The organism is Rhizobium leguminosarum bv. viciae USDA 2370 (assembly GCF_002008365.1).
GTDB lineage: Bacteria > Pseudomonadota > Alphaproteobacteria > Rhizobiales > Rhizobiaceae > Rhizobium > Rhizobium leguminosarum.
In genome coordinates, this window is record NZ_MRDL01000059.1 from 445396 (window position 1) to 458631 (window position 13236).

Consider the following 13236-nt stretch of genomic DNA (forward strand, 5'->3'; position numbering starts at 1 on the left):
GAGAACCATGGACGAGAAATATGAACCCCAACAGGTCGATGCAGAGGCAGGCCGCAATGGCAAAGACAAAAAGAAGAAGAAGAAGTCATGGGATTATGACAAGGAAATCAGCCGCCTGCAGGTGGAACTGGCCCATCTGCAGGCTTGGATAAAAAAATCCGGCGCACGAGTGGTCATCGTCTTCGAGGGGCGCGATGCCGCCGGGAAAGGTGGCATGATCAAGCGTATCATGGAAAAGGTAAGCCCGCGCGTCTTTCGCGTGATCGCCCTGCCCGCTCCGACCGATCGCGAGAAGTCCCAGATCTATATGCAGCGCTATATCGGCTATCTGCCGGCGGCTGGGGAAATCGTGATCTTCGATCGCAGCTGGTACAACCGTGCAGGCGTCGATCGCGTCATGGGCTTCTGCAGCGAGAAGAAGGCACAGCGATTTCTTGAACTGGCGCCTCGCTTCGAAGCGGCAATCGTCGAAAGCGGCATCATTTTGTTGAAATACTTCCTGACGGTCAGCGAAGATGAACAGGATCGCCGTTTCAAGCGCCGGATCGACGACCCATTGAGACAATGGAAGCTCAGCCCCATGGATGTCGAATCCTATCAACGCTGGTGGGACTACACACGCGCCTATGACGAAATGCTGCGAATGACCGACAGCAACCATGCGCCGTGGTGGATCGTGCCATCGGATGACAAGAAGCATGCGCGGGTCAACTGCATCTCGCACATCCTGCAATCCATTCCCTATGAGCGTGTGAAGTTTGCGGCACCTGATCTCGGCAAACGCCAGAAACGCCCGTCGGATTTTGTCGAGGATAGCAGTATTCGGCACGTCGTGCCCGACACGACGTCATAGATCACCTCGGCCGGAACGGCGCGGGACGGGATGCGACGATGGAACAAACAACCGGAGATACGACGGCGCAGAGAGCCGACACGGGGCAGATTTCGATAGAGGCAAAGGTAAGCGACCTCGTCAGATTGGGTATTATCGGGCTCTTTGCCTATTGGACCCTGCTTCTCATCGCACCCTTCGCGCTGATCGTCGCCTGGTCGGCCATCCTTGCGGTGGCGCTCTTTCCGATGTTCGAGGCGCTTTCGAGACTGATCGGAAACAGGCCCGTCATTGCCGCGATTGTCATTGTCGTAGCCTGTCTCGTCCTGATCATCGTGCCCCTGGCGCTCATTGCGGTCAACGTTACCGATGCAGTACAGCCGCTTGTCGCCAAATTGCGGGCCGAGAACTTCACACTGCCCGCCGCGCCGGCGACCATTCGCGAATGGCCGGTCGTCGGGGAGCGAATTTATAACGCATGGAACCAGCTCGCTACCGACCTGGCATCAACCATCGTCAAGCTCCAAGCGCCAATACTCGAAGTCATGGGTGTCATCGTCGCAAAATTGGCCTCGCTCAGTGGCGGTGTCTTGAGCTTCGTCGCCTCGATCATTTTCTCCGGCATCCTACTCACCATGTCGCCGCGGCTGGCTGTGGCAATACAGGTCCTGGCAAGCAGGATCGCTGGCGACAAGGGCGTCGGCTTTGCGCGCCTGGCCGGAATGACCGTGCGAAACGTCTCGAGGGGCGTCATAGGCGTCGCCTTCCTCCAGGCGCTCTTATGCGGATTGTGCTTTGCCCTCTTTGGCATTCCGGCCCGCGGGGCCTTGACGTTACTGGTGTTTGTCCTTTGCGTAATGCAACTCGGGCCTGCACTGGTACTCGTGCCTGCCATCATTTGGGCGTGGTTCTCCTGGCCGACTTCGACCGCGCTCATCTTCACAATCGTCGCTGTCCCGATCATGGTCGTCGACAACGTCCTGAAGCCGATCCTGATGGCGAGAGGTCTCTCGACCCCGATGCCGGTCATACTGATCGGCGTGATAGGGGGCACCCTGTCATACGGTCTGCTGGGGCTGTTTTTGGGACCGATCGTCCTCAGTGTCTTTTATGAATTGCTGAGAGCCTGGGCCTGGCCGTCAGAGGCACCAGGCGGATCGAAAAATGCTTGAAACAAAGCGTGACCGGCAAGCCGGGAGGCATGAAAACACGCCGAACTCGTGTCAGGACTTGTCACAAGTCGAAAAATCTCCATCCGCCGACGGACTACCTTCCGGTTTTTAAGTGTGCATTCCCTCCTCACCGATCGGTGCAATACATGATGACTTCTTGCTCTATCTCGCGGCAGAGTTGCTCGTACTCCTTGATCAGCACTTCCTCCCTAGGACTCTGTCTTCGAAACCGGTCCAGCGCATCGGCGGCAAGATCGTAAGCTTCAAAGATCTCGTCCAGTGTCTCACTGGCCTGGTCGGCCAAAACACGACGGAAATCGGGGAGTCTAAGCATCAATTTCCTCCGTCCACGCTCTCTGCCCATTGATTAGCTCCGCGTTAAGCACCCCCGCAAATCATACGAAATCGCTCGAGTATCAGATCGTACCATAGGAGATCTGCATTGATGTGTTTTCGGAATGAGAGTTCGGCTGGGATGCAATGGCTGTTGGGAAGCCGTTTGCGGCGAACGTGGACATGCCAGCGCGAAAACGTAGCTTTATGTGACCTAGCATATCGATAGCACGCCGCCGGACGGGGAAGACGTCTCGTTGACATGTCCTACTCCGCGCTGCCGCGATCAGTCGCGTTCAAGGCCTTCACAGTGACCGCGGCAACGACGCCGGTCAGTATAATTCCCGCAAAGCCGATCACCACTGCCAACACCCGCGCCGACACGTGCTTGGGCGTAAAATCGCCATAGCCGATAGTAAGCCCTGTAACGAAGGTGAAGTAGAGAGCTTCGTCGATTCGCCAATCCTCTATGCGCCATATCGCAAGGCCGGAGATGATCATTATCGACACAATGCCGGATAGGATCGGCCAAATTACCCGCAGCTGCTTAGCAAGCGCGATGAAGAACAGACGTCTTATTTGCCTATTGCTCGGCTCATTGCCTACTTTTGACGGCATGACTTCGACCTTTCTGCGGTCAGCGTCAGGAGAGAGCAATGAAGCGTGGAGAACTCAAGCCCGAGATCCACCAGACCGCATCAGTCGCGCTCACATCCAACCACAGTCTATTTGCCTCCGGACGATTGCCGCTTCACGGCATTCGTGGCGGCAAGACATAAAGCGTTATGGCGAAGATCAAATAAACCATCAGCACCAACACGCCGACGAACCATGCAGACCGTCCGCTATTGGTTACGAACATCGCCGTAATGGTCGCAAGCAGCACCATCACCACGACGCCTGGCGGGAACTGCAGGTCCATCGGTGACGGGCCGATCACGTAACTGAGCAAGACCAGGACGGGCGCTACGAACAAAGCGATCTGCGAAGCGCTTCCCAGCGCGATGCCCACGCTGAGGTCAAGCCGGTTCTTGCGGGCGCCGGAAAACGCCGAGGCCATTTCGGCAGCGCCGCCAACCAGTGCGACGACAATGAAACCGACAAAGGCAGGCGTCATTCCGAAAGCCTCCGCTGCCTTTTGCACGGATTCGACGAAGATCTCGCTTACCAGCGCCACGAGGACGGTGACCCCGGCGAGCGTGACCAGGGCCAGGCCGATCGGCCACGGCATTTCGTCTGTCTGTGCGTGTTCTGCGGCGGCGAAAATCTCGCGATGCGTCCTGAGGCTGAACAGCAGCCCAAGTCCGTATCCGACGATGAGCAGGAGGGCTAGGCCAAGACTGAGCTGTTGGGTGACGGCGGCTGCGGAGGTGGAGCCCATTTCAGCAACAGCCGAAGGCATCAGCAACCCGACTGTGGCGAGAAAGAGCAGGCCGGCTTGAAGACGCGCGCTGGCTCGGTTGAACTCCTGGAAGTGGTACTTAAGCCCGCCAAGCAAAAACGAAGCGCCCAGCATGAACAGCGTGTTGGTGACGATCGCGCCGGCAATGGACGATTTCACCAGCGTGTACTCGCCGGCGCGCAGGGCTGCCAGCGCGATGACCAACTCGGTGAGATTTCCCAGGGTGGCATTGAGCAGCCCGCCTGCGGCGTCACCCGTCTTGGCGGCAACTGATTCCGTAGCGTGACTGAGCAACCCGGCCAGCGGCACGATAGCAAGCACCGACAGAACAAAGAGTGTCGTGTGGGCCTCGGGGATGAATATCGCAGCAACGAACACCACCGGCACGGCGATCAGCAACCACAGCATAGGGCTGTCGCGTATCTCTTTCAAAAGGAGGCTCAACGGACGCTCCTGTTCGGGTGATGCTATTCAGGCAAGGCCGTCTGCTGGAAGAAAGTGACAGTCGCTTCATCCGGGGGACCGAACCACGTCGTAAAGAATGTGCGGAAATTCTGCGCCGCATAGGCCTGGCTAAGCGCGCGGTCGACGATGAGCCGGAAGTCCTCGTCTGCGCGCGCCAGTTCAAGACCGAGTGGCTCGTAGGTGAAATGCCGCTTCAGGACGACAAGATTGCCGGAATTGTCGCTGCGCGCCGCAACGTCCATCAGGAGCGGCATGTCCCCGAAAAGGACAGCTGAACGACCGTCAAGGACCCGCTCGATCCCTTGCTGGAAGCTGTCAACCGATGCCGTCGTCGCGGCGAGCTGAAAGGTCTTGATTTTGTCCGACAGCCAGTGCTCGCTCGTCGTCCCGGTGATCGATGAGAATGTCTTGTTCTCAAGTATCGTGCGCGCCGGCGAGCCTCGCCAGACAGGCCGGCTCGACGGTTCGCCATATTCCAGCACCTCGCGCAAAGCCAGGGGTGCGCTCGTACTGACGACAGCCCCGGTGCCGCTCGGAAAAATGGGGATCGAGAACGAAACCTGCTGTCTGCGGCTGAGTGTGACGGGCTCCGCCCCGCAAACGAGATCCACCACGCCATCCTGTATCGCACGCGCCCGCGCCTCGCCGGTGAGAGGCACCCATTCCACAGCGAGCTGCGACAGCTTCAGTTCGGCTTTCACGCTGTCGGCAACCTTGTTGCAAAGAGCAACCGCATAACCGTCGGGCGCACCGTTGTCCGTCTTGAACGAGAAGGGCCTCGCATCGGCCTCATAGCCGAATTTCAACGAACTGCTTGCGCGGACGCGGTCCAGTGTCTGTGCATGAGCGGGCGCAAAACCCACTGCTGAGACTACGATGACGAATATGGAGGCGCCTGTTGCGATCCACCGACCTTTGCTGATTGGCATGGTTTTCCTCCTTTGCTACTCGGCCGGCGCACGGTTCACGGCGAAGCGCGGTGCGATCAGGCCATAAATTATGAAGCTGATACCTGTTACCAGCATTCCACCCATCACCGCATCCTTGCCGGAAGCGTAGATAGCGAACACGCTGTAGAGCATACCGATGATGCAGACGGCGGCGTTCAGCCTGTACTTCGCCTGCGGCACGCCCGCCGCCTTCATGATGACGAACAGGGCCGAGAGTGCGATGATATAGGGCAGCACGTTGGTTACCACCGCGAGATTGACCAGAGCGGAAAACTGTTCGCTGAGCGTCGGAGAAATGGTCATCAGGGCAAGACATGTCTGCACGACGCCGAGAATGATCATCCCCTTTACCGGTGCGCCCATCTCGTTCACACGTGAGAATACGGCGGGGAACATTCGCCCCTCCGCGGCGGTGCGCGCGGTCTGCGCGATCGTGAACTGCCAGCCCAGGAGCGAACCGAGACAGGCAAGGACTGCGAGCGCCATGATGATCGAGCCGATCGTCGGGTTGAACATGGTGGCATAGGCCAGCGCGAACGGCCCGGTCGAGGCCGCAAGTTCTGCGTTCGGCACGATGCCCTGAATGACCGTCGTCGACAGGATGTAGATGACGGCGGCGCCAAGTGTGCCGAACATGCAGGCAAGCGGCACGTCGCGCTTCGGGTTCTCAACGGCATCCGAATTCTGCGCAGCCGACTCCATCCCGAGGAAGGCCCAGAGCGTCAGCGATATGCTCGATCCCATTCCTTGGCCGAGCGACAGTCCCTTCGGATTCCAGGCGGCGGCGAAGGTGCTTGAACTGAACCACAGCCACCCGATGATCGAGAGCAACCCCACTGGAATGATCACACCCCAAACCGTGATTGAACCAATACGCCCGGTGATGCGAGGCCCTCCGAAATTTGCCGCAGTCGTCAGCCAGAGAAGTACGATCAGCGCCAGACATGTCATGATCGGCGTCGAGGTCAAGACGGGAAAGAAGCCCGCGAGGTAGCCCACCGCAGAGATGCCGATCGCGACATTGCCGATGGCAAGCGACAGAAAATACAGAAAGAACACCAGGAAAAAGCCGTCCTTCCCATAGGCGTCCTCCGCATAGGCCGACATGCCCCCCGGCCGCTGGTTGAAGATCCCGGCCTGAGCGAACCCATAGGCTATCGCCATCGAGCCGATGGCGGTCACAAGCCAGGAGAGCAGCGAGATCGCACCCACCTGCGCCATGTTGGCAGGCAGCATGATGATGCCTGAACCCATCATATTGACCGCGACGATGAAGGTGAGTTGCACCAGGTTCATCTTTTTCTTGGCCGTGGCCTCACTCGCGAGATGCATTGTGTTGTCGGTCATGATGAGATCCTCCCGTCCCCCTGCTCGCGCACGACGTACGTATAGAACTTGATCCGCCCATCGATCCGTTCCTGGAATACGCCCTGGACTTCGTAGTTGAAGCCCGGGAAGCGATTGAAGGACTCTTCGAAAGCCAGGAAATAATCGCGCATCGGCCGCGCCCTTTCGTCCCACCGCTCTCCCGGCACGATCACTCCGATGCCTGGCGGATAGATCAGTGCCAGCGTCGCCGAGATCCGGCCAGCGGCTTCAACAAGCGGCACATAGTCGACATTGTTGGCCACCAGCGCTTCATAGGCCTGTTTCGGCGAAATTGCCGGTTCCGGAAAACTCTCCGAGCGGAAGCACAGGCGCTGCAGGCCCTTGACGCCCGCATCGCGATAGAACGAATGCATCTCCCGGCAGACCTGCCGCACCGTGTAGCCCGCATAACGCTCGCGATTGGCCGCAAACACCGTCGGCAGAACCTCCTGTAGAGGCGCGTCGCGATCCCAGAGGTTCTTGAACTTCACCAGCTTGGCAACCAGCGTATTCAGCTTGCTCTCATCTTCTGCCGGCGTGAGCAGGAAAAGCAGGCTGTTGAGATCGCATTTCTCCGGCACGACCCGCTGCTCGCGCAGATAGTTGGCGACCACGGTCGCCGGAATTCCGAACTCGCGATATTCGCCGGTCTCCCGGTCGATGCCGGGCGTCAGCAGCGTGAGCTTGTTGGGATCGACCATGGTGTAGCCGGGCGCATAGCCGGCGTAGCCATGCCATTTTGCCTCCGGGTCGAACCGCCAGCACTGCTGCTCGCGCTTGAGCACATCGGTGGGGATATCTTCCCAGGGTGTCTCAGCGAGGTCGCTCGTATGCTTTGAACCGGACACCGAGATCTTGTCCGGCACGAAGGGATCGAAGAACCACTGCTCTTCGGGACTTCCACCCTTGGTTTCATAATGCTTGACGAAGCCGCGCAGCTTCTTGCGAACCTCGATCCCGAGTTCGATACAACGATCCCAGAGCATTTCGCCCGCCTTGCCCTCATGCACCTTGGCGTTGACGTCAAGCGAGGCGAAGAGCGGATAGAAGGGAGAGGTTGACACATGCATCAGCAGCGATTCATTGAAGCGCTTGTGCTCAACGAACCTGCGTTGGCCGCGGATATGTTCGTCGCGTTTGTGGATCTGCGAGGCCTGTGAAAAGCCGGCGCCCTGCTTATGTACCGACTGCGTCGAGAACAATCCCGGCATGTCAGGCCGCAGGTCCTCGAGGCGCATGGGACTGTGCCCCTCAAAGAGCGGATGAAAGGCATTGTAACCGATCCAGGCTTCGTCCCAGAGAACGTAGTCGCAGAGATGACCGATCTTCTCCATCACCTGGCGCACATTGTAGATGGTGCCGTCATAGGTGGCGAGCTGGATGCAGGCGAGACGAAAGGGTCTCTCGGCATTGGCGCGGCCTTTGTCGGCAACGAGCGGATGCGCGGCAATCTTCTGCCGCAACCAACCTTCGTCCCAAGCCTCCCAATCGACCGCACCAATCATGCCGAAGGAGTTGCGGGCCGTTGGCAGGTAGATGGGAATAGCACCAGCCTGCACAAGCGCACCCTGGTGAAGGGACTTGTGATTGTTGCGGTCGAAGAGCACGAGATCGCCGCTCCGCAGCACCGCGTTAGCAACAACCTTGTTGGAGGTGCTGGTTCCGTTCAGGATGAAATAGGTGCGATCCGCGCCAAAGATGCGCGCCGCCTGCTTCTGGGCCTCGGCCGCAGGCCCTTCATGGATCAGCAGATCACCAAGATCCACATCTGCATTGCAAAGATCATTGCGGAAAATGCCCTCCCCGAAATACTTGAAGAAGAGCTGCCCCGCGGGCGACTTCCGATAGAACTGCCCGCCCTGGTGGCCGGGGCAATCGAAGGCGATATTGGCCTCGCCGTCATAGGCCATCATGCCTCCGAAGAACGGTGGCAGCAGCGACTTGCCGTAATTGACCAGGCTGGAGATGATCTGCTTGGCGTAGAAGGCCGGTGTCTGCTGCCCGAGATAGATGAAACCGTCCACCTCGCCAGCCATTTCCACAACGTCCAGGTCCGCGATGGTCAAGGTATCGGCCATCGCCCAGACGGGAGTGCGAAATCCAACGTCCCGGACGGAGCGAAGGAAGGAACGCGCACCCGCCAGGCGCCCGCCTTCGACCGAGCCGATATAGGCTCCGACGGAGGCATCCTCGGACACGTCGGCGGAATAATCATACCTCAGTTCCACCTCGAAATTCTCCGAAGCGATCTGCGTCAACAACTCCTGCACCTGCGGGTCGTCGCGATCGACGACCGCCACCACCTTCAGCATCTTGTGAAACGGGATGGCAACGGTCGGAGACTTCACATCACGCGGGATCATTGTGGCCGTCCCTCTGCAACACAATCGACGAGGTACCGACGCCCCTTGTCGCCGGCTGTGAATCGTAGGCCGTGAATATCGGTTTCGAAACCGGGAAACTTCCGGTCGAATTCACGGGCATAGAGCAGGTAGTCCTGGATCGACTTCGTCGATTCCGTGATCCGTTCACCTGGCATGATCAATGGAATGCCCGGCGGATAAGGAACGATCATCACGGCAAGGACGCGGTTCATGAGGTTGTCGATCTCGACGCTCTCGATCCGCCCTTTGACGAGGTGATCGTAGGCGTCTGCGGGCCGCAGCGCCATGTCGGGCAGCACGGTGTACATCTCGCGCTGCGCCTTCGGCACGTCATCCTTGCGGTAGATCGCGTGGATGCTTTCGCATAGATCTCGCAATCCCATGCCGGCATAGGCCTCGGGATGTGCTGCGGCGAGAGCCGGCAATGCCCGCGTCAGCGGAGCGTTGGCGTCGTAGAGATCCTTGAAATTGATCAGTTCGGTGACAAGCGTGCTCCACTTGCCACGCGTAATTCCCATCGAGAAAAGGACAAGGAAGGAATAGAGGCCGGTCTTCTCGATTTCGATGCGGCGCGAGGAAAGGAACTTCGTGATGACGCCGGCCGGGATCCCGTGTTCCTGCATGGTGCCGTTCGCCGATAATCCCGGTGAAAGGATCGTGACCTTGATGGGATCGACCATCACATGATTTTCGGCAAGGCCTTCAAAACCATGCCAGGCATCACCGGGCTTCAGAACCCATTCGGCATGGGTATCGCTCGGCGTCTGCTCGGCGACGGTCGGTTCCCACACATCGAACCACCAGCTTCCGTTCATCTGCTTCCTGACCGCGTTCATCGCACGGCGGAAACTGATTGCTTCGTCGATCGTCTCTTGCACCAGGGAGCGCCCGGCCGGCTGCTCCATCATGGCCGCCGCGACATCGCAGGAGGCAATGATGCCGTACTGCGGCGAGGTCGAGGTGTGCATCATGAAGGCTTCGTTGAAGCGCGTGACATCCAGGCGCTTGTTCTCTGCATGCTGGATGTGGATCATCGATGCCTGCGAAAGAGCCGCCAGCAGCTTGTGCGTCGACTGCGTCGCAAAGGTAATGGCGTTCTGCGAGCGCGCAGGCTGGGTGGATGAGATTCCGTGAAAGCCGTCGTAGAACTCATGGAAATTCGCGTAGGCGTACCAGGCCTCGTCGAAGTGCAGCACCTCGACCGCATCGCCAAGCGATGCTTTGATGGCATCGACGTTGTAGCAGAGCCCGTCATAGGTCGAATTGGTGATGACCATCAATCGGACCTTGCCGCTGGTTTCGCCGGCGTACCGGCTCGCAGCGATTTTCTGGGCGATAGCCTCCGGCGTAAACTGGTCCTTCGAAATCGGGCCGATAATGCCGAGCCCGTTGCGGGACGGCGTCAGGTAGATCGGCGTTGCGCCCGTCATGATCAGCGAATGCAGGATGGACTTGTGGCAATTGCGGTCGCAAAGCACGAGATCGCCGCGTCCGACCATGCCGTGCCAGACGATCTTGTTCGCGGTCGACGTGCCGCCGACGACGAACAGCGTTTCGTCGGTACCGAAAATGCGCGCCGCGTTGCGCTCGCCCTCGGCGATCGGCCCGACGTGATCCAGCAACGAACCGACGCTGCCGACCGATACGGAGATATCGGAGCGGAGCGTGTTTTCACCGAAGAACGTGTAGAAGAGCTGACCAACCGGGCTTTTGCGGAAGGCGATTCCTCCGCCATGACCGGGCGTGTGCCAGGAATATGCTCCCTCGAGCGTATACTTCATCAGAGCCTTGAACATCGGTGGCGGCAGCCGATCGAGGTAATTGCGGGCAGCCTGCACGATGGCCCGCGCCATGAACTCTGCCGAATCCTCGAATAGCCGCATGAAAGCGTTAGCGTGGCGCAACACTGTGGCCGGAACATCCTCCGCCGTCGTGTCGTCCCCGAAAAGGAAGATCGGCATCCGGTCGTTCTTCTGGCGCTTTGCGCTTAGAACCTCTTCCAGCACCTTCCAACGCGAGGCTTTGTCCTCAGTGCCGTCGACGGAAATCAGCCAGCAAGATTCCGTATTGAAAATATGTACCAGGCGACGCGCGTCCTCGTAGGAGACGCCGGAAACAACACGGAACCCCTCGTTTTCGATCGCCGCTGCCAGATCGCGCATCCCGCGCCCTGCAGCACTCTTGCCCTCAAAATCCTCGTCGATGACGGCAATGGGAAATGCCTTTTGGAACTCCATGCGCCCCTCCAGACCCGATGTTCAATGCAGCGGCCGCCGCGCAGCCACCGTCATCATGGGTGAAAAGATCGTACACACCAGGCGCATAGGCGTCGTTGATTGCAATCAACGTGGGAGCAAAATGCCATTGGGCAGAGCAAAACCACGAACTATTCGGCCCATTCCGCATCGGCGGTAAAGGCGATGGTGAGCCAGCGGTTTGCGCTTTCATCCCCGATTGCGGCACCGATTTCGTCGCGAAGCGCATCCCATTCCTCGACCGTCTTCGCAGGAAGTCCCTCGGGCACGATGAAGTAGAGCTCTATCTGCGTCGCTCGACCGACGCGGGCGACATAGGCGCGGTAGGAAAGGAAGCCGAGACGGCGAACCGTTTCTGAGGCGACATGATCGACATGATCCTTGAGCTCGACAGGTGCAATCAACAGGACTTCGGTCAGTGCCTTCCAGACCGTGCCGATCGGCAGCGGGATCATTACAAGGCAGACCAGGGCCAGCACGAAGGGATCCATGTACTTGGCAACCCAAGCGACGGGCGTCGGCTGCACGGCGAAGCCAATCAGAAATGCTATGAGCAGGGCGAACGAGATACCGCCCGACATGATCCAGGCCTTGATATCGAGTGAGATGAAATCGGATTTCAGTTTGCGGTTCAGCCTGATGCCGATGATGGCCATGACGACACAGATGAGCACCGTCGTGGCGGAATATGCGATGGCAATGCCGAAACGGAGTTCGTGTCCGCCATTGAGGATGCTGATAATCGCATTGATCAGCGCGTAGACCGCGACCGTCATCAGCACGCAGCCGTTGAGCATGAGGACGATCGGCTCAAGGTGCCAGAAACCCATGGTGAAGCGGTTGTGAACTCTGCGCGACAGCGCATCGCGCTGCGCCGATTTCACGATCAGGCTCGAAACCGACAGCGCAAGCCCGGTCATTGCAGCGTCAGCCAGCGAATAGACCCCATCAAAGGCGATGGAGAACGAGCCTGAAAGGATGCCGAAGATGATGCCGAGCGCGGCAATCACGATGGTGGCCGCAATCGAAATGCGTAGAAACCCTTGTTCGTTCCACATCGCCACCTCCCGCGCAGCCCACACGCCTCGCGCTCACTCTAGCGTGTCCGCGCCAATCGTGAAGGCATTCGAGACAATCGCCGACTACGGAGTGAACCGGATTTTCTATTCTTTGGATGGAGGTTCGCGCCCTGGAATGACTGTCCGAAGGAGCTATAGACACTGGGGAGGAAGCCCCGGAGGCTTCGTGACAACCTCGTCGAATGGCGGGCCGCGATCGCGCCCTGCGGCAATCTCGCGATCATTGCCTGAACATCATGAGAGCCGGGGCGATCTGCCCCGGCTCGACATTTGGAGGCATGGCCGGCGCAGATTTCGGTTATTCCACATAGAAAGTCATGTTGCCATTGCGCGCTCGCGTTACCCACTCAATATCATTTGGCGTGAGCTTTTTGGCCTTGAGCTGCGCCACAAGCCATTTGTTCGACCGAACTGCGGCTCTGATGGCTGCGACATGCTCCGCACTCCCCGCCCGAGGGTGTGCGCCAGTCTCTGAAAAATCTGCGATTCTGTAGCTTACAATCGTGAACCTTTTGCTATGATAGGTCCGCACCGCCTCAGGCAAACTCTCACTCCAGTTCATTCTTCGGTATTCGCGTCGATCCTGCTGGGCTTGAACCGGAACGATACCGGCAGCAGTCAATGCGACAATCCCAATGATCATGGCCATTTTCATCGTTCTAACTCCCAAGAACAAAATGATCCTCAGTCGCAAGATATCTTATGCCCAAGAGCCTCGCATTGAGTGTGATCAATAGTGTTCGAGCAAACACCCTGAATAGTTACGTGATTTACGGACACCTTCCTCTTACAATGAGGCAAGGTGGCCGACTGACAATCCAGTTTCAGCGAGGAATTTAAGGGAGACGGGCTGCGCCAGATCGTCGACCGGGGTGATCCTTATCCGGAACGTGCGCAACGCTCGTCGACTACGCATTGAACCGGATTGCAGCGCCAAGTCTTTGGAGGGAAGATCGCGCTGGGCAATGGCGGTCCAACGGAGCCATGAGCACCGGC

The 13236-nt window shown here is 58.6% G+C and carries 11 protein-coding genes; 2 read left to right on the forward strand and 9 right to left on the reverse strand.

From position 1 onward, the window contains the following. Positions 1–7 precede the first annotated feature (7 nt). Together ppk2 and BS629_RS36190 are read left to right on the forward strand one after the other, a co-directional pair. Complete coding sequence (gene ppk2, locus BS629_RS36185; protein ID WP_018245768.1) at positions 8–853, forward strand: polyphosphate kinase 2; 846 nt, start codon at positions 8–10, stop codon at positions 851–853. A 38-nt stretch (positions 854–891) separates the two neighbouring features. Next, a complete protein-coding gene (locus BS629_RS36190; RefSeq protein WP_018245769.1) occupies positions 892–2004 on the forward strand; it encodes an AI-2E family transporter in 1113 nt (370 codons plus the stop codon). A gap of 127 nt (positions 2005–2131) precedes the next feature. Here BS629_RS36190 and BS629_RS36195 read toward each other — a convergent pair whose 3' ends face one another. From BS629_RS36195 to BS629_RS36235, 9 genes are all read right to left on the reverse strand, one after another. Continuing rightward, complete coding sequence (locus BS629_RS36195) at positions 2132–2368, reverse strand: hypothetical protein (protein WP_018245770.1); 237 nt, start codon at positions 2366–2368, stop codon at positions 2132–2134. Between the two features lie 236 nt (positions 2369–2604). Further along, on the reverse strand, positions 2605–2955 hold the full coding sequence (locus BS629_RS36200; RefSeq protein ID WP_018245771.1) for a potassium channel family protein: 351 nt from the start codon (positions 2953–2955) through the stop codon (positions 2605–2607). 133 nt (positions 2956–3088) lie between these two features. Continuing rightward, the gene (gene cax / locus BS629_RS36205; protein ID WP_018245772.1) at positions 3089–4183 is read right to left on the reverse strand and encodes a calcium/proton exchanger; all 1095 of its coding nucleotides are present in this window, start codon (positions 4181–4183) and stop codon (positions 3089–3091) included. Positions 4184–4206: 23 nt separating this feature from the next. Next, positions 4207–5133 (reverse strand): amino acid ABC transporter substrate-binding protein, encoded by a 927-nt coding sequence (locus BS629_RS36210; protein ID WP_018245773.1) that lies wholly within the window; start codon positions 5131–5133, stop codon positions 4207–4209. Positions 5134–5148: 15 nt separating this feature from the next. Further along, positions 5149–6501, reverse strand: a complete 1353-nt coding sequence (gene potE, locus BS629_RS36215) for a putrescine-ornithine antiporter (protein ID WP_018245774.1) — start codon at positions 6499–6501, stop codon at positions 5149–5151. Further along, positions 6498–8885 carry an ornithine decarboxylase gene (gene speC / locus BS629_RS36220; protein ID WP_018516610.1) on the reverse strand — a complete coding sequence of 796 codons (2388 nt, stop codon included), beginning with the start codon at positions 8883–8885 and terminating at the stop codon, positions 6498–6500. Before speC ends, potE begins: the two co-directional genes overlap by 4 nt. Next, a complete protein-coding gene (locus BS629_RS36225; protein WP_018245776.1) occupies positions 8882–11143 on the reverse strand; it encodes an arginine/lysine/ornithine decarboxylase in 2262 nt (753 codons plus the stop codon). Before BS629_RS36225 ends, speC begins: the two co-directional genes overlap by 4 nt. A gap of 149 nt (positions 11144–11292) precedes the next feature. Beyond that, positions 11293–12219: a cation diffusion facilitator family transporter gene (locus tag BS629_RS36230; RefSeq protein ID WP_018245777.1), complete on the reverse strand. Its 927-nt coding sequence runs from the start codon at positions 12217–12219 to the stop codon at positions 11293–11295. 319 nt (positions 12220–12538) lie between these two features. After that, positions 12539–12895: a hypothetical protein gene (locus BS629_RS36235; RefSeq protein WP_370090923.1), complete on the reverse strand. Its 357-nt coding sequence runs from the start codon at positions 12893–12895 to the stop codon at positions 12539–12541. Positions 12896–13236: the final 341 nt, after the last annotated feature.